The organism is Pseudomonas sp. FEN (genome assembly GCF_904067045.1).
GTDB lineage: Bacteria > Pseudomonadota > Gammaproteobacteria > Pseudomonadales > Pseudomonadaceae > Aquipseudomonas.
On record NZ_CAJFDC010000010.1, the window covers coordinates 520,170 to 537,745 of the forward strand.

General features: G+C 61.4%; 11 protein-coding genes and 2 pseudogenes. 7 read left to right on the forward strand and 6 right to left on the reverse strand.

Annotated features, from left to right (window positions below):
- Positions 1-278 precede the first annotated feature (278 nt).
- Together PFEN_RS11110 and PFEN_RS11115 are read left to right on the forward strand one after the other, a co-directional pair.
- The gene (locus PFEN_RS11110) at positions 279-722 is read left to right on the forward strand and encodes a hypothetical protein (RefSeq protein ID WP_191486874.1); all 444 of its coding nucleotides are present in this window, start codon (positions 279-281) and stop codon (positions 720-722) included.
- Positions 723-845: 123 nt separating this feature from the next.
- Positions 846-1,391: a DUF2867 domain-containing protein gene (locus PFEN_RS11115; RefSeq protein WP_191486875.1), complete on the forward strand. Its 546-nt coding sequence runs from the start codon at positions 846-848 to the stop codon at positions 1,389-1,391.
- A gap of 401 nt (positions 1,392-1,792) precedes the next feature.
- Here the strand turns inward: PFEN_RS11115 and PFEN_RS11120 are convergent.
- Positions 1,793-2,638 (reverse strand): annotated as a pseudogene (locus PFEN_RS11120) (AMP-binding protein); the annotation flags it as partial.
- A 100-nt stretch (positions 2,639-2,738) separates the two neighbouring features.
- Positions 2,739-3,374 carry a LysE family translocator gene (locus PFEN_RS11125; protein WP_191486877.1) on the reverse strand — a complete coding sequence of 212 codons (636 nt, stop codon included), beginning with the start codon at positions 3,372-3,374 and terminating at the stop codon, positions 2,739-2,741.
- A gap of 215 nt (positions 3,375-3,589) precedes the next feature.
- On the opposite strand from PFEN_RS11125, the gene mgtA reads away from it, so the two are divergent.
- Positions 3,590-6,328, forward strand: coding sequence for a magnesium-translocating P-type ATPase (gene mgtA / locus PFEN_RS11130; RefSeq protein ID WP_191486878.1), 2,739 nt, complete (start codon positions 3,590-3,592; stop codon positions 6,326-6,328).
- Positions 6,329-6,577: 249 nt separating this feature from the next.
- Here mgtA and PFEN_RS11135 read toward each other — a convergent pair whose 3' ends face one another.
- Positions 6,578-8,089, reverse strand: coding sequence for a PLP-dependent aminotransferase family protein (locus PFEN_RS11135; RefSeq protein ID WP_191486879.1), 1,512 nt, complete (start codon positions 8,087-8,089; stop codon positions 6,578-6,580).
- Positions 8,090-8,166: 77 nt separating this feature from the next.
- Between PFEN_RS11135 and PFEN_RS11140 the strand changes: the two genes are divergently transcribed.
- Complete coding sequence (locus PFEN_RS11140) at positions 8,167-9,846, forward strand: NAD(P)H dependent flavin oxidoreductase family protein (RefSeq protein ID WP_191486880.1); 1,680 nt, start codon at positions 8,167-8,169, stop codon at positions 9,844-9,846.
- A gap of 69 nt (positions 9,847-9,915) precedes the next feature.
- On the opposite strand, the pseudogene bamA reads toward PFEN_RS11140, so the two are convergent.
- Positions 9,916-12,304, reverse strand: a pseudogene (gene bamA, locus PFEN_RS11145) (outer membrane protein assembly factor BamA).
- 199 nt (positions 12,305-12,503) lie between these two features.
- Between bamA and PFEN_RS11150 the strand changes: the two are divergent.
- The 3 genes from PFEN_RS11150 to PFEN_RS11160 all read left to right on the forward strand — a co-directional run bounded on the left by PFEN_RS11150 (position 12,504) and on the right by PFEN_RS11160 (position 15,014).
- Complete coding sequence (locus PFEN_RS11150) at positions 12,504-13,187, forward strand: response regulator transcription factor (protein ID WP_191486882.1); 684 nt, start codon at positions 12,504-12,506, stop codon at positions 13,185-13,187.
- Positions 13,184-14,443 carry an ATP-binding protein gene (locus PFEN_RS11155; RefSeq protein ID WP_191486883.1) on the forward strand — a complete coding sequence of 420 codons (1,260 nt, stop codon included), beginning with the start codon at positions 13,184-13,186 and terminating at the stop codon, positions 14,441-14,443. The genes PFEN_RS11150 and PFEN_RS11155 overlap by 4 nt, the downstream gene beginning before the upstream one ends.
- A 118-nt stretch (positions 14,444-14,561) precedes the next feature.
- Positions 14,562-15,014, forward strand: a complete 453-nt coding sequence (locus PFEN_RS11160) for a hypothetical protein (protein WP_191486884.1) — start codon at positions 14,562-14,564, stop codon at positions 15,012-15,014.
- On the opposite strand, the gene PFEN_RS11165 is transcribed toward PFEN_RS11160, so the two are convergent.
- Positions 14,973-15,986, reverse strand: a complete 1,014-nt coding sequence (locus tag PFEN_RS11165; RefSeq protein WP_191486885.1) for a helix-turn-helix domain-containing protein — start codon at positions 15,984-15,986, stop codon at positions 14,973-14,975. The genes PFEN_RS11160 and PFEN_RS11165 overlap by 42 nt on opposite strands.
- 89 nt (positions 15,987-16,075) lie before the next feature.
- Positions 16,076-17,554 carry an aldehyde dehydrogenase family protein gene (locus tag PFEN_RS11170; protein WP_191486886.1) on the reverse strand — a complete coding sequence of 493 codons (1,479 nt, stop codon included), beginning with the start codon at positions 17,552-17,554 and terminating at the stop codon, positions 16,076-16,078.
- Between the last annotated feature and the right edge of the window lie 22 nt (positions 17,555-17,576).

The window sequence follows — 17,576 nt, forward strand, 5'->3', positions numbered from 1 at the left end:
CGCGTTTCAGGCATGTGAGAATATTGCGTGCGCCAAACGTCGGGGCTACTGTTCAAGTGTCGCTGCAAATCCAGCGACACGGGTGTGGAAACTCGTAAAGGAATCGGCGCACATTGCCGCATAAGCGGCTTTTTTGTCTTCGCTTTATGGCGGGCTGTGCGTGGGACACCTATGGTGTGCCGGGTTCCTATTCTCCGGTTTTCCACCCCGCGCACAGTTCGCCACCCTTCGCGTGGAAACGAAATGGCGAACTCCTAAATTTGAATAGGGAGGTCACCATGACCAAGAAAATTACCCCCGATCCGCCGACCGTTCACAAAGCCCTCAGCACCGCCGATAGAGCGACGTACCTGCGCAGACTCTCTGATACGCCATCCAACGAGTCCGAGCCAGCCCCGACCAGCACGCCACGTTTGCTCGACACCCTCACATTCACTAGCTCGAAACCAGTCACCCCCGAAGCCCTCTACAAACCCACGCTATTCGCCATCCAACCCGGGGTAACCGCCCAGGACGCCCTGGTCTACGTTTCCAATCTGCTCGAAACCGCGGAACTCAATGGCGACGAAATCAGCCTGCACACCAACCCCGTCGAACGAGCATTGTTCTGGGGCATGCTGCATTCGGTGGAAGTGGCACGTGCGGTGGTGGATGCCTTGTTGGCGGGCGAATCCCCGTCTAATCAACTATCGTCAGCGTTGGGCAGCCCGCCGAATGGTTGAGGTCGCCAGCCAATAAAGCGCCCCCCCGTTTCCAAGGCGTTGAGCATGGGGGGACGTAGCCGTCACGCCAACCTGCCGGTCAGCTCGGCGTCAGACCTCAGAAACGAACCATAGGCCGCCTACATGTCAACCGAACACCATCACGCAACCTCTGTGTCGCTTCCTCCGGAGTCGGCGATTGCTACAGCCTACGCCTCGATGAGTCTCGCCGACGCTTACTCGATCGAGCTTCCCAGCGGAGCGTCAACCAATCCTGAATTGCTGGCGAGGTTCATCTTCGCTCACCAATCGCCTTGGGTCGGCAGGCTCATGACGGTTCGAGACGCGCTCGTAGCCGGTTTCGGCCTCAAGACAACCAAGCATCTCGCCTCACTGGATGCGCGGAGCGGAGCGGGCCGACTCGGCATCTTCAAGCTCTACAGCACAAGTCCAACTGAAGTTGTTCTTGGAGAAGACGACAAGCACCTGGACTTCAGGCTCTCTGTTCTGTGTTCCGGTCAGTCGTCGTCGGGCGCTAAACGTCACTTGACCCTGTCGACCGTAGTTCACTGCCACAATCGCCTGGGTCGTCTCTATATTTCTCTCATTGCCCCGTTTCATCGCTTGGTTGTTCAGTCCAATCTTCGCAGTGCGGCACGAGTCGGCTGGCCGTCGGCGACGGAGGCGTAAGCCAAAGTCCAGATCATCATGCGCGGCCAACTGAGGTGGGGAGACCGGCTAATGGGTGTCCCACTTTTCCTGATTGATGCTTGCAGAGGGCTTGAGCGACCGGGTGTCGGTCGGTGGCGGGTTGACCGTGGCCGGGAATACCCCCACAGGTATTAATCTGTGCCCGAAACAGAAAACCCTGACCCAGTTCGCCCGGGCGCGGCATTGAGAAACGCCGAGCCCCCCTCGGGTTAGCTTGCGTCGTGCCGGCGAATCCCGTTTGTCACGGGGACATCCGGGGGCTGGCTGGATATCCGTGGATATGTTTTTCAGGAGGTGCAGGTGTCATTCGCGCTGGCCTTCAACCATAGACGCAGCTCCGTCTTGAGGAGCTCGCCGTAGCTGTTCCTGAGCAGTAGGTTGCGCAGGTCCGTCGGGTAGATGGGCGCGTCCCCATAGATGATGGTCTTGACTCCCTTGCCGTCGTGGCCTTGGCGGCGGGCCTGCTCGACCATGCCCGTGAACATGGCGGGGGCCACGAACAAGGTGATATTGCCAAACCCGCTCGCCAGCCCGAGCAGTTCATCGACCTTGAAGTCGCGCGATGGCGGCACGACATGGCGAGCCGCCCGGCGTACATGGATCAGGCTGTAGAGGCCGGCGCAGTGAGACATCGGCGCGGCATACACCACGGCTTCATCGGCGTCGAGCGGATCGACCTCGGGCGAACAGCCCTGTGACATGGCTGTCAGGTTGCCGTGGCTGAGCATCACCGCCTTGAAGCGTTCGCTGGGGCCCGAGGTGTAGAACAGCCAGGCCAGGTCGTCGGTCTGACGCGGACAAGGCATGTCCGGCGGCGATGTGCTCGAGGCGAGTGTTCCCATGTCCTCTCGATCCAGCTCTCGACACGCCTGGGACAGGGCCCCGGGCGCGAACACCTGGCCACCATCGGTGAAAATCAGCCGGGCCTGGGCGTTGCGCACGATCCAGCCGGCCTCGACGGGGTGCAGCTTGCAGTTGATCGGTACCGCCACGGCACCGACCCACCAGATGGCATAGAGCAGCTCGAGGTATTCGCAACAGTTCTTCATGAACAGCGCGACCCGGTCGCCGGGGGCAATGTCGTGCTCGTCGAGCAGATACGCGGCGCGGTGCCGGACCAGGGCGACAAAGGCGGCGTAGTTGGCCACTTGTCGCTGCCCCTCGAACAAGGCCGGACGCTTGGGGTGGTGAAGGCCGGCTGCGTCCAGCCAGTTGGCGATGTTCATGCTCGACTCCTGCGTGCCTGAAGGACGGGGGGAGATTAATCCGCCCGAGGATTTCCTGGTAAGTCGTCGACGCCAACGATTCAACCGCAAACAATCTGTTTCAGCGCCGCCCTTCGACCGCCATGCGCACCGCCAGGCCGGTGAGAACCGTCCCCATCAGCCAGCGTTGCACGACTTGCCACATGGGCCTGTTGGCGAGAAAGGCGGCGATGGAGCCGGCCATGATGGCAATCAACGCGTTGACGCTCACGCTGATGACGATCTGCGTAAAGCCAAGCACGAGAGATTGCGTCAGCACGCTGCCGTGGTCGGCGGGGTTGATGAATTGGGGCAGCAGCGATAAATACATGACCGCGACTTTCGGGTTCAGCAGGTTGGTGACAAACCCCATCATGAACAGCTTGCGTGGGCTGTCCTTGGGCAGGTCGCGCACCTGGAACGGCGAACGGCCGCCGGGCTTGACCGCCTGCCAGGCCAGGTAGAGCAGGTAGAGCCCTCCGCCGAATCGCAGGGTGTCATACGCATAGGGAACCGCCAGGACCAGGGCCGTGATGCCAAACGCCGCGCAGAACATATAGACGACGAAACCCAACGCCACGCCGCCCAGGGACACCAGTCCGGCCATGCGTCCCTGGCAGATCGACCGCGAGATGAGATAGAGCATATTCGGGCCTGGAGTCAGCACCATGCCGAGTGAGATCAGGCCATAGGCAAAAAGGTTGGACAGCTCGGGCATGGCGTAGCTCCTGAAAAAAGAGAGAGCGAACTGGAGGTCCCGCTAAAATAAAGCGGGTTTCGTCTTCTCTGATGGTGTACTCCTGGATGGAGCGCACGATAGTAGGGCGGTCACAGGGCGGGCGTTAGATACAGATTGATCAACAAAACGTCATACAGCGGTCGTGGCACTGGGCATTCGCTCCCGGCGCCGCCGTGGATGCGAGCGGATTCAAGATGAAGCTTCTCAAGCAAGGTTTCAGCAGCTTTCTGCGCCGCCGTCGCGCCCTACGGCATTTCCGCCGACGGCCGCTGCTCGGCACCCTGGCCGGTGGTCATGCGCCGGCTGCTTCCGGGCAGCTTGCCGTTGACCTGCTGCACGCCGCCGCGGAGCCGCAAGCCGATGCGCTGCGCCGGCTGGGTTCCGGCGCCAGCGGCCTGACGGCGCGCGAAGCCGCCCAACGCCTGCTGCTCGACGGCCCCAACGAGGTGGACCACGATAAGCCGTTGCCGGGCTGGCTGCGGCTGTGGCGTTGTTACCTGAACCCGTTCAACCTGCTGCTGACGGCGCTGGCCGGCCTGTCCTGGCTGAGCGCGGATGCCAGGGCCACGCTGGTCATTGGCCTGATGGTGATCCTGAGCACGCTGCTGCGCTTCGTCCAGGAAGGCCGTTCGCATAAGGCCGCCGAGGGCCTGCGTTCGCTGGTGGGCAATACCGCCAGCGTGATTCGCCACGAGGTGGCCAAATCAGACACCCCGTTACGACAGAATATCCCCGTGCGCGAGCTGGTGACGGGCGATCTGGTGGTGTTGTCCGCGGGCGACATGGTCCCGGCCGATTGCCGCGTGCTGACGGCGCGCGATCTGTTCGTGGCGCAGTCGGCGATGACCGGCGAATCCGCGCCGGTAGAGAAGTTCGTCACGCCGCCGGGCGTTGCGGCCGGGCCGCTGGAGGCGCTCAACCTGCTGTTCATGGGCACCAGTATCGTCTCCGGCTCCGCTACGGCGCTGGTGCTGGCGACCGGCTCGCGCACCTACTTTGGCACGCTGGCGGCCAGCGCCCTGACGGTCGACCCGATGCCCAATGCCTTCCAGGCCGGAGTCAACAGCGTGAGTTGGCTGCTCATCCGCTTCGCCGCGGTCATGGTGCCCATTGTCTTTGTCCTCAACGGCTGGACCAAGGGGGACTGGCTGCAGGCGTTCCTGTTCTCCGTGTCGATCGCGGTGGGCCTCACCCCTGAAATGCTGCCGATGATAGTGACCTCCACGCTGGCCAAGGGCGCGGTGCTGCTGTCGCGCAGGAAGGTCGTGGTCAAACGCCTGGATGCAATCCAGAACCTCGGCGCGATGGACGTGTTGTGCACCGACAAGACCGGGACGCTGACGCAAGACAAGATCGCCGTCGCGCGCAACACCGACGCCTACGGCCAGGCTTCGGTTGACGTCCTGAATTTCGCCTTCCTCAACAGCTACTACCAGACCGGCCTGAAGAACCTGCTTGACCATGCGGTGCTCGACCACGTCGAACTGGCCCAGGAGCTCAAGCTCGAGGAGGCCTACCGCAAGATCGACGAGATTCCCTTCGACTTCGTGCGCCGACGCATGTCGGTCGTCGTGGCGGAGCGCGACGAGCGGGGCGAGCACCACGAGTTGATCTGCAAGGGCGCGCTGGAGGAAGTGCTGTCGATCTGCACCCATGTCCGTGTCGCCCCCGCGCTGGCCGGCTCGGCGCCCGGGGATGCCCTGCTGGATGCGGCGGCGCTCGCGCGCGTACAAGCCTACGCCCGGGAGCTGGGGGCCGAGGGCCTGCGGGTGGTCGCCGTGGCCATGAAGGAGCTGCCGCCGGAACAGACGATCTACACCGTGGCCGATGAGGCCCGCCTGGTGCTGGTGGGCCTCATCGCTTTCCTCGACCCGCCCAAGGAGTCCGCCGCACCAGCGCTCAAGGCTCTCGCCGCGCACGGTATCCGGGTCAAGGTGCTGAGCGGCGACAACGCGGCCGTGACCGCGCACGTGTGCGCCCAGGTCGGGTTGCCGACCACACCGATATTGCTCGGCCCGCAAGTGGAGGCCATGAATGATGCCGCCTTGCAGGCCGCCGTCGAGCAGTACGACGTGTTCACCAAGCTCGCGCCGCTGCACAAGGAGCGCATCATCCGGGCCCTGCGCGCGCGGGGCCATGTGGTCGGCTTCATCGGCGATGGCATCAACGACGCGCCGGCCCTGCGTGCCGCCGACATCGGCATCTCGGTGGACACGGCGGTGGACATCGCCAAGGAGGCGGCCGACATCATTCTTCTGGAAAAGAGTCTACTGGTGCTGGATGAAGGGGTGATCGAGGGCCGCACCACCTTCTGCAACATGCTCAAGTACATCCGCATGACCGCCAGCTCGAACTTCGGCAACGTGCTGTCGGTACTGGTGGCCAGCGCCGTGCTGCCGTTCCTGCCGATGCTGCCGCTGCAGTTGCTGCTGCAAAACCTGCTGTATGACGTGTCGCAGACCGGCATCCCGTTCGACCGGGTGGACGCCGAACTGGTGGCCAGGCCGCTGCAGTGGAATCCGGCCGACATCGGGCGCTTCATGCTGTTCTTCGGGCCGTTGTCGTCGCTGTTCGACATCATCACTTTCAGCGTGATGTGGTGGGTGTTCGCCGCCGACAGCGTCGCGCGGCAGGGGCTGTTTCAGTCGGGTTGGTTCGTCGTCGGGCTGTTGACCCAGACACTGATCGTGCACCTCATCCGTACACCCCGACTGCCCTTCGTGCAGAGTTGGGCAGCCACGCCACTGTTGGTGATGACCGCGGCGATCATGCTGCTGGGGCTGTGGCTGCCGATGGGGCCGCTGGCGCCGTACTTCAAGCTGCAGGCGCTGCCATTGGCCTATTTCGGCTGGTTGGCCGCTATCCTGCTGGGCTACTTCGGCCTCACGACGCTGATGAAGCGTTACTACATTCGTCGCTTCGGCTGGCAGTGAGCGGCTCGATCGAGGCGGTTTCGGGGGGGCAGGAGGCGGCTCGGATCACCCGATTAACCCCTGGTATTGCCCTCGGCTTGTCGCGCCGCTTTTTCATTTCTGTGATTCTTCATGTCCCGCCAGGCGCCCCAGGCGATGACAACGATCCCAAAGATGGCCATTAGAATGAGTTGACCGGTAGGCATAGCCTGCTCCTTGCAAAAAACGCTCATTGAACGCGTTACCGGCACTCCTGCCAAATTGATGGGGTTACAGAATGTTTCGACGGGGGCCTGTCTGGGCGATGGCGCTCGCCGCCTGCGCCAAGCGCCGCGTGGCTTGGCGGAGTTCATCTCGATCCAGCGAGGCAAAGCCCAAACGCAGCGCATTCTCCGCTTGATCCATGGGCGAGAACTGGCGGCTGTCACGCACCACCAGGTTGAACTCCAGAGCCTTCGCTACCAGTTGCCCGACGTCTATCTCATCGGCAAAACGCACCCATAGCGCCAGGCCGCCTTCGGGCTCGCGCACCGAAATCCGCTCGCCAAAGGCCTCCACCAGGCAACCGAGCAGGGTTTCCCGACGCCGCCGATACTCCTTGGAAACCCGACGCAGGTGCTTCTTCAGTTCACCGTCATTGATCAGATCCGCGAGCATCTGCTGCGCCACCGCGTCACCCTGACCCAGGGTCAGCGCGGCGTTTCGGTTGAGTACCTCGATCACATTGCCGGGCGCGACCACATAGCTGCAGCGGAACGTCGAGCCCAGCGACTTGGACAGCGAGCCGATATAAATCACATGTCGTTGTGTGGGGTCGCTGGCGAGGGGCAGATACGGCCGGCCGTCAAAGTGATACTCGTAGTCGTAGTCTTCCTCGATCACGCAGAAGTCATGAAGCTTGGCCAAGGCCAGCAATTGTTGCCGACGCCCGACGTGCAGGCTGACGGTGGTGGGAAACTGGTGATGGGGCGTGAGATAGATCATCCGTACCTTGTGCACCCGGCACAGTTGGTCGATCTGATCGATTCGGCAGCCTTCGCTGTCCAGGTCCACGGTCACCAGTTGCGCGCCCAGCCTGCGGAATATCTCCCACGCCGGCGGATAACTCAGGCGTTCCACCAGCACCACGTCACCGGGTTCCAGCAGTGCGCTGGCGCTCAGGTACAGCGACATCTGCACGCCCTGGGTCAGGCAGATATGCTCGGCTTCGACAGCCAGGCCGCGATTGTTGCGCAGCATTTCGGCGAGCGCCCGCCGCAGCGCATGGCTGGTGCCGTCGCTGCCGTGGCGCACGGTATTGGACGCGAAACTCTTGCGCAGCGCGTTGCGATAGTAGCGATGCAACACGGCTTGCGGCAGCAGGCGATGGTCGCAGGCGCCGTTATCGAAGAACAGTGCCTCGGGCCGGTGTTGCAGTTCGGCCATCTGGCGGCTCTGGGCGAAGTAGGGGACGGCCGGTTGCGCCAGCAGTTCCAGGGCGAAGGACGCAGGGGCGTTGCGGGCCGTGGCGGTGGCCGCCAGTTGTGCGTTGACGAAGGTACCCCGGCGCGGTTCGCTGACCAGCCAGCCCTTGGTCATGGCCTCCTCGTAGGCCAGGATCACGGTCTTGCGGTTGACGTCGAGCAAGCGCGCCATTTCCCGCGTCCCGGGCAGCAGCGTTCCGGGCGTGAGGCGCCCGTCGACAATGGCGCTCACCAGGCCTTCGACGATCTTGCGATAAGACGCTTGAGTCTCGCCTCCATCCAGTTTGAGCAGGGGTCGCCATTTGCGCATCTGGACCATCTGAAGTTTCCAAAACTGGAGGTTCTAATGGTCCTAGTCTAGCGCAACAATGGGATCTCATTCACCCCGAGGTTTCTATGAACAAATGCCATGTCATTGAGTTGTCGCCCTCGGGCAAAACCTTCGCGGCGGGGGACGAATTGCTGCTCGACGCGATGCTCGCCAGCGGTCTGTCGGTGCCGTTCTCCTGCCGCCGAGGGGCGTGTGGCTCGTGCAAGGTCAAGGTCGTGGCGGGGCACTACCGTGACAAGCTGGTGGCTGCGGATGACCCGGCGCCGTGTTACCCGCTTGCCGCCGATGAAATGCTGTTGTGCCAGAGCCATGCCTGCGCCGATATGCGCCTGGAAATCCCCGGCTGGTCGCTGGACACGCCGGCGCTGGAAATCACCGCCCGGGTCTTGAGCAAGCGCGCGCTGAGCGTCGATATCACCGAGCTGGTGCTGATGCCGGAGACGCCGGAGCCCGTCGAGGTGCGGGCCGGCCAGTATTTCAAGTTTCGCCTCGACGATGGCGATAGCCGCTGTTTCTCGGTGGCCAATCTCCCTGCACGGGAGAGCGGCCAACTGGTCTTTCATATTCGCCGGGTTCGTGGCGGGCTTTTTTCCGAGCAGAGGCTCGCGACGCTGGAGGTCGGCCACGCGCTGACGCTGGAAGGTCCATTGGGTGCCTGCACCTGGCAGCACGATGAGGCTCGTCCCGTGGTGTTGTTCGCCACCGGGACCGGTTACGCCGGGGTCAAGCCGCTGCTGCTGACCGCGCTGGCCCGGAACGCCGAGGTGACGCTGTACTGGGGCGGCTCGCGGCCAGGGGATTTCTACGACCGTGACTTTCTGGACCGCGCCAGCGCCGAGCACCGCGGTTTTTCCTGGCACCCGGTGCTGTCTCCAGCGGCCCGGGTGCAGCAGGTTGCCTTTGACCAGGCGCGGCGCTGGATGCAGGCCCAGGTCTATGCCTGCGGCAACAACTCGATGATCGGCGCTGTTCGCGCACAATGCCTGGCGGCGGGCGTGCCAGCTCATCACTTTGTCGCCGAAGCCTTCGTCCCCAGCGGCAGGTCGATGTCCGCGTCTGCGCCCAAGCCGCTCGATCCGGTCTGGGAAAAAGTCGGCCCACGTTATTCCCTGGAGGGCATGTTGGCCGCCCGCGAACAATCGGTGCGTGCCCTGGCGGCGATCGCCAGTCAACTGCGGGTCGGCATGACCACCGCCGAAGCCCTCGATATGGCCAACCAGCAGTTGCAGGCCATGGGGGCATCTCACACTTGGCATCCGACCTATATCCGTTTTGGCGACGACACCGTGCGCACGCCTCGCCAGGGCATCGATCCGCTGCGCAAACTACGCGCGACCGATATCGCCGTGGTCGATCTCGGTCCGGTGTGGGACGGTTATGAAGGCGATTATGGCGACACCTTCGTGTTCGGTGAGCACCCGCTGCACCTGGCGTGCGTCAAGGCGTTGCATGAAGTGTTCGACGAAACCCGCGAGGCCTGGCGCCGCGGGCTGAGCGGTCGTGGCCTCTATGACTTCGCCGAACGCAGCGCCGCCTCGAAAGGCTGGAGGCTGGAACGCAACCTGGCCGGGCATCGCATCGCCGATTTCCCCCATGTCTTGTTCGGGCGGGAGAAGCTGGCTGAGCTGGAGATTGTCCCGAGCGAGATGGTCTGGGTCCTGGAAATCCAGTTATGCCATCCCACCGAAGCGGTCGGGGCGTTTTTCGAGGATATCCTGATCGGCGCGGCGGCCTCGGTCGGTTGATCGGTCTGTTGGCCGGACCATTCCTGCGGTTTGTCTTGGGGCGTCCTGTTCATGATTGCAGTCGTCGGGTCAAAAGGTCTGTCCCATGGAGAACTGGAACACTTGTGTTTCGGCGTTCTTGGGCGTTTGAACCGGGAATGCCAGGTTGAAACTCAAGGGCCCCATCCCGCTGTACCACGTGACGCCGACCCCCAGTGAGCTGGCCAACTGGCCGAGATCCACGCCGCCGCAGCCCTGGGTGGTGCTCAGGTAGCATTTGTCCGAGTAGGCGCTGCCGACGTCCCAGAACACGGAGGTGCGCAGGGATTTGTTGTCTTTGACGAAGGGCATCGGGAACAGGTATTCCACGCCTCCGGTGATCAGGATGTTGCCACCCAGGGCATCAGTGGTCCGGTCGGAGTAGTACTGTTGGCCGGCACTGGCATAGTTGCCGGTGGCCGGGGTGCTGCGTGGGCCGAGGGTCCCGCTTTTGAAACCGCGCACCGAACCTTCACCGCCGGCCGTGTAGTTTTCATAGAAGGGCAGGCTGTCGGTCGAGCCGTAGCCGTTGCCATAACCGAGCTTGGTATGGAAACGCAGGGAGGTGCTGTTGCTGACCGGCAGGAAGGTTTGCCCGGTGTAGTCGATTTTGTAGAAGCTCAGGTCGCTGCCGGGCACTGTCACCATCAGGTTCAGGTTCTGCGAGTATCCGCGGGTTGCCAGCACGCCTTTGTTCAGCGTCGATTCCGACCAACCGAGATTGGCTTTGAAGTTGGTGAAATCCTTGCCTTCGCGTTGGAGAAAGTCGTAGATCTCATCGGCGCTGTAGACGCCCGGGTCGATCGTGTCGTGCTGCGCTGTCAGGCCAAAACTGAATCGTGAGGTTTCATTGATCGGGTAGCCGAGCGTGGCACCGGCGCCATAACTGTTAATGGAGTAGTAGGACACGCCGTCGCTGTAGTACTTGTTGTAATCGGTCGAACTGTAGAACGCGTTGTAGCCCAGGCTCACGCCGTCCGCGGTGAAGTAGGGATCGGTGAAACCTATGTTGTACTTGTTCTGATATTCCGAACGGGTCAAGCCCAGGCTGGCGGAATTACCCGTGCCCAGGAAGTTGTTCTGGGTGATCGAGCCGCCGAGGATCAGGCCGGAACTCTGGGAAAAACCGATGCTGGCGGTGATCGACCCCGAGGCCTGCTCTTCCACCGCGTAGTTCACGTCCACCTGGTCGTCGACACCTGGGACGGCCGGGGTCTCAACGTTCACTTCCTTGTAGTAGCCCAGGCGCTCGAGACGGGTCTTGGACTGGTCGATCAGGTAGGTGGAAGCCCAGCCGCCCTCCATCTGGCGCATTTCACGACGCAGCACTTCGTCGGCGGACTTGGTGTTGCCACGGAAGTTGATACGGTTGACGTAGGCGCGCTTGCCCGGGTCGACCATGAAGGTGATATCGACGGTGTGATCGTCATCGTGCGGCGTCGGTACGCCGTTGACGTTGGCGAAGGTGTAGCCATCGTTACCCAGGCGGCGGGTGATCAGTTCCGAGGTGGTGGTCATCAGCTTGCGCGAGAACACCTGGCCCTTCTCCACCAGCAGCAGGGACTTGACCTGGTCCTCGGGGATTTTCAGTTCACCGCTGAGCTTCACGTCACGGACCTTGTATTTCTGGCCTTCGTTGATGTTGACGGTGATATAGACGCTTTTCTTGTCCGGGGTGATCGACACCTGGGTCGAGGCGATATCCATGTTGATATAGCCACGGTCCAGGTAGTAGGAACGCAGGCGTTCCAGGTCACCGGAGAGCTTTTCGCGGGCGTACTTGTCATCGTTCTTGAAAAACGACAACCAGTTGCTGGTCTTGAGTTCGAACAGGCCGATCAGGTCTTCGTCCTTGAACACCGAGTTGCCCACCACGTTGATGTGCTGGATCGCGGCGACGCTGCCTTCGTCGATCTTGATCTTCAAGCCAACACGGTTACGTGGCTGGGGAATGACTTCGGTCGCGATCTCGGCCGAATAGCGGCCTTGCGCCACATACTGACGCAGAAGCTCGTTACGCATGCCTTCAAGGGTCGCCCGCTGGAAAATTTCACCCTCGGCCAGGCCGGACTGTTTCAAGCCCTTGATCAGGTCGTCGGTGGCGATCGCCTTGTTGCCTTCGAACTCGATGCTGGAAACCGATGGGCGCTCAACCACATTGATGATCAAAATATCGCCGTCGCGGCTCAACTGGATGTCCTGGAAGAATCCGGTCTTGAACAGTGCGCGGGTGGACTCCACCAGCCTTCGATCATCGGCTTCGTCACCCACGTTCAACGGTAATGCACCGAATACGCTGCCCGCGGAGATCCGCTGCAGGCCGTTGATACGAATATCCGAGATTTTGAAGCCTTCAGCGTGTGCAAGTGTGGCATTGAGCAGCAGCGCAACCGAGCAGAGCAGGCGCGAAAAATTCATCAAGATCTTTTCCAGAACACATCGACAAGCAAAGCAGGCACGCTTGGGTAACTCGTCGCAAACGGGTCACCACGGCGGCCAGACGGGTGGAGGCCAAGCATAAGAGCGCGGGGCGTTTGGTGCGGTTAACCCAGTGTCAAGTTAGGTAAAGGTTGGCCTGGCGCGATGACGCTGCGAGGCGCAAGGGCGATAATGCGTGGATACCCACTGATGAGCTCACCATGATCCGCGTATTGCTAGTCGACGATGACCAGGAACTGACAGGAATGCTGAGCCAATACCTGGAGCGTGAAGGCTTTGAGGCGACTGCCGTGCACACCGGCGAGGAGGGTGAAATTCAAGCGCTTTCGGGGCACTACAGCATTGTGGTCCTGGATGTGATGCTGCCCCGACTGTCAGGAATAGAGGTGCTCAGGCGTATTCGGGTCAGTAGTCAGGTCCCGGTGGTGTTGCTCACCGCCCGTGGCGACAACATTGACAGGATCACCGGCTTGGAACTCGGGGCCGATGATTATGTGCCCAAGCCCAGTTCGCCGGGTGAGCTGGTGGCACGTTTGCGCGCGATCATGCGCAGGGTGCAGCCGGCGGAGCAGCCGACCACGGAAGTCATAAAGACCGGCCCCCTGGTGTTGTGGCCCGGCAAACGCCAAGCCATGTGGAAGGGTGGCGAGCTGGGGGTGACCAGTACCGAATTCAGCCTGCTCGAAGAGCTGGCCCGCTGTGCCGGGCAAGTGGTGAGTAAAAAGGATTTGTCGCTCAATGCCTTGGGGTGTCCGTTGGCCCGCTATGACCGGCGCATCGACGTGCATATCAGCAGCATTCGGCAGAAGTTGGGTCCGCGCCCCGACAGCAAGGCCTGGATTCAGAGCGTGCGTGGTCTCGGCTATCTGTTGATCGCCGAATGATGAAACTCAGTCGTCTGTTCTGGAAGCTGTTCCTGGCGTTCTGGCTGGCCACCAGTCTGACTTTCATTGTTGGGTTGGGCATTTTGTGGCTGAGCAGCTTCGGGCCCGGAGATCCTCATCTGGAGGCGATCCTGGCCAGCGAAGAACAGCTGCTGCGAGAGTTTGGTGTCGATTCGGGACGGCAGCTCCTGACGGTGTGGCAGCACCCCGATAATCAAACCATTGGCGTCTATGACAGTGCCGGCCAACTGCTGGCGGGGTCGCCGGTTGCGCAACCGGCCTATGAGCGATCGCTGACCAGCAAGGAGGGGATCACGCTGTCGCTCAGATCCTCGCATGCCCCTGGCATGGGAGGGGGGCGCGGGCCTGGGCGTTCTATTCCGCTGATCATCGGCACGGTGATGAGTGCGCTGTTCAGCGGCTACATGGCTTACTACCTGGCGTGGCCGTTGGCCTATCTGCGGCGGGCAATGAGCGACGTGGCGCAGGGGCGCTTCGAGACCCGGGTCAAGCCGATGATGGGGCGTCGCCGCGATGAAATCGTCGATCTGGCCGAGGACTGTGATCGTATGGCCAAGCAGTTGAAACTGCTGGTGGAAGCCCAACAGCATTTATTGCACGACATCTCTCACGAATTGCGCTCACCGTTGACGCGCATGCAAGCGGCCATCGGGCTGTTGCAGCAGGATCCGGCACGCGAGGAAATGGTCGGGCGCATCGAGCGCGAATCGCTGCGCATGGATACCCTGATCGAGGCGCTATTGACCCTGGCGCGGGTGCAAGGCCGGCCCGAGAGTATCGACCGCGAGCCTCTGGATATCATCGAGTTGCTGGCGGTGATTGTCGAGGACGCGCAATTCGAGGCGGGCATGAAAGGTTGCCAGGTCAGTCTGCAGGCTTGTCCTGCCTTTGTCAGTTGTGTCAGCGGCGAGCTGCTGTATCGGTGTTTCGAGAACGTCATTCGAAACGCGGTGCGCCATACGCGGCCGATGACGACTGTACGGGTAGTGGCCGAGGTCAATCTCGCGACAAACGGCTTGACAGTGCGGATCACCGATCAGGGGCCGGGTGTTGAAAATCAGCGGCTGCAGAGCATTTTCCATCCGTTCGAGCGCGGAGTGAGCGAAGCCGGTGTCGGTTTCGGGCTGGGCCTGACGATTGCCTTGAGGGCTGTGGAAATGCATGGCGGCACCATCGTGGCGTGCAACGAGGCGCCCGTCGGTTTGACGATGGAGATCAAACTGCCTCGCGCGTGATCTTTACACGATATTACATTGGCTTGACGGCCCTGTACGCCTCACATCATTAGACTTTTCATTCAGGCTTGCTCAGCGTGGGCTGATGTTTTAGTGATGTCATTGAGTGGAGGTGGCGATGTTTCAGGTGCATAAAAAAGGATTCGTCCCCGGCAAGAAAATGGTCGACGGGCTGATCCCCTATGATTTTTTTTGCGAGGACAATCCGGCCATCAATCTGTTCGTGTTTACCGGCTCCGCCGCACTCGGCGAAGTGGTCGAGGAGCAGACGCTGTGGGGCTTTACCCGGTTGGAGCGTTTTGAAGCGATGACCGGCGCGCTGATGGCTAACAAGAAGCACAAGAGTGGTTGGTTTCAGAGTGTCAGTGTGCTCACCGGACCGAATCAGAACGGTACTCAAAGCGTGAAATTTCAGCGGGTGCTGAAAATTATCAAGCATGCCAATGTAACGGGCCGTGCTGCCAGCAAGTTTGAGTACGAGATTCATACCGATGAAGGCGACACCTACTTCACCCGGCAGACCGTCCCTTCAAACACTGCACAAACCGTTATCTACGCCGCGGATCAATAGCGTGTGTGCGGTATCACGAAACAGCCGAGGCGACATGCCGAACACTGATTTGAAATGCCGGCTGAAGTGCGAACTGCTGCCATAACCCCAGGCATAGGCGATCTCGGTCAGCGAGCGATGGGCATGTTCGCGGTTGCGCAGGTCTTCGGCGCAACGCGATAAACGCCGTTGCCAGATGTATTCGCTGATGCTGCAGCCCAGTTCATCCTGAAAGGCCCGATGCAAGCTGCGCACCGAGCACTGCTCGGCTTGGGCGATGCGTTCGATGCTCAGGTCGCGGTCGGCCAGGTGACGCTCGATATAGGCCTTGAGGCGGTTCTGCTTGAAGAAGCGGAAATCGTGTTCGAGTTGCTTTTCTTCCTGCTTGTTCTTCAGAACGTTATCCAGAAGCCCGACGATGCTGTCGCCGATCAGCCCGGCCGAGGTGTTGTTGAGCAATGGATATTGGTTATAAGCATCACTGACCAGATGCATCAGCATCCGGCCCAAGCCGTTGCGGCCGTTAAGATGAACGTCGCCCGCTCGAGCCAGCAGTTCGCTCGTCCCCTGGAACAGCAGGATGAAGTGCTCGCAGCCGTGAGTGCTGGTGACGTTGAAAGGTTGGCCACTGTCGACCAAGAGCATTTCGTCAGGCGCCAATGCGCTGCTCTGTCCACTTTGCTCGAAATGACTGACGCCAGCGATCTGCAGGATCAACATGCGTGGGGTGTCGAGGGCGTCGACCGCTTTGCTCAGATGGCGCGAGTATCGATGGGCGCTGGCGGTCATCCGACAGAAACGCAGCTGACCCAGGTCACCATACTCCAAGCGCCCCTGGAAGTTGCTGTCATGCAATGGGTCGATGAAGGTCGATTCCAGGCGCTTGATGTAGTCCGGTGTACGACCCAGGTGATCACTCATGAACTCTTTCCACTTCATCAGTCGGTCGGAACGCACGACCTGATCGGTGGACACACAGGCTAAATGATTCATTTATCGCCTCTTTTCTTATTGTTTTCTTGCTGATTGGGCAAAGGGGCCGACACTTGCCCAATCCTGTTTGAGTCAATGCTGGCCAATCATCAGAAGGGGTAGTGATGGCCCCCGGGTTGCCAGGTGACCCAATGGGCCCGGGTGAACTCATCCAGGGCGTAATGACCATTGAAGCGCCCCAGGCCCGAGTTCTTCTCGCCACCGAAGGGCGCATTGGGCTGATCGTCGACGGTGATGTCGTTGATGTGAGTCATCCCGGCGACAATGCCACGGGCAAAATTCAAGCCGCGCGCCATGTCCCGGGTGAACACCGCGCTGGACAGGCCATACTCGCTGGCGTTGGCCAGTTCCAGGGCATGGGCTTGGTTTTCGGCGATCAGCAGCGGCAGCAAGGGCCCGAAGGTTTCATCGCGCGCCAGTTCCTGATCGGCCCCCACCTCACCGTAGACATGGGCCGGCAGGACCAGGCCGGAGGGCCGGCCGCCACAGAGCTGCTTGAGGCCGGCGTTTTCGGCAGCATCGATTTTACGCAGCAGGCCATCGAGTTGGCTCTGATTGACCACGGGGCCAATCACGGTGTCCGCATTGGCCGGGTCGCCGGTCTTGAGCTTGCGCACGCGTTCCACGACCAGTGCGGCGAAGTCCGCATAAAGCGCGCGGTCGACGATGACCCGATTGACGCTCATGCAGATCTGGCCCTGGTGCAGGAAGCGCCCAACCACCGCGGCATGCGCCGCTACCTCGATATCGGCATCCTCCAGTACCACCAGCGGAGCGTTGCCGCCCAGCTCCAGTGCGACGCGCTTGATGTGCTTGCCGCCGGTGGCGATCCGGCCGACATTGCGCCCCACATCCGTTGATCCGGTGAAGGAAATCAGGCTCGGTATCGGGTGTTCGACAAAGGCATCGCCAATCTCCGAACCCGCGCCGACCACGACATTGAGCGAACCCTGCGGGAAGCCTGCTTCCTCGAACAGGTGGGCGATCAACAGGCCACCGGTCACCGCCGTATCGCTGGCGGGCTTGAGTACGACCGTATTACCCAGCGCGAGTGCCGGTACCACCGAACGCATGCTCAGATACAGGGGGAAGTTCCACGGACTGATAACACCGACCACGCCCAAGGGTTCGCGAAAGACAAAACTCTGTTCGCCGGGCTTGTAGCTGCTCAGGATCCGTCCTTCGACCTGCATCGGCAACGTTGCGCACTCACGCACCAGGTTCAGGGTGAATTGCCATTCCATGCCGGCCTTGATGCGTGTGCTACCGGACTCGCGAATCAGCCAGTCGATGATTTCGTCACTGCGGTTCTCGATGACCTGCGCCAGTTTTTCCAGTTGTGCGCCGCGCTGTGTCGGATGCAGTTGTGCCCACGCGATTTGCGCACGCTGCGCGGCTTGATAGGCATCGTCCAGGTCGGCAATGGAGGCCAGCGGCATTTCCAGCAGTTGTTCGCCATTGAAGGGGTTACGGTCATCCAGTCGCCGCGCGGAGCGTCCGGCACGCCAGGTGCCGTTGATGTATTGGTCGCCGCTGAGGGTGTAGGGGGCGAAATGTCGAGTGGTCATGGTCTTACCTCCGGCGGTTGCT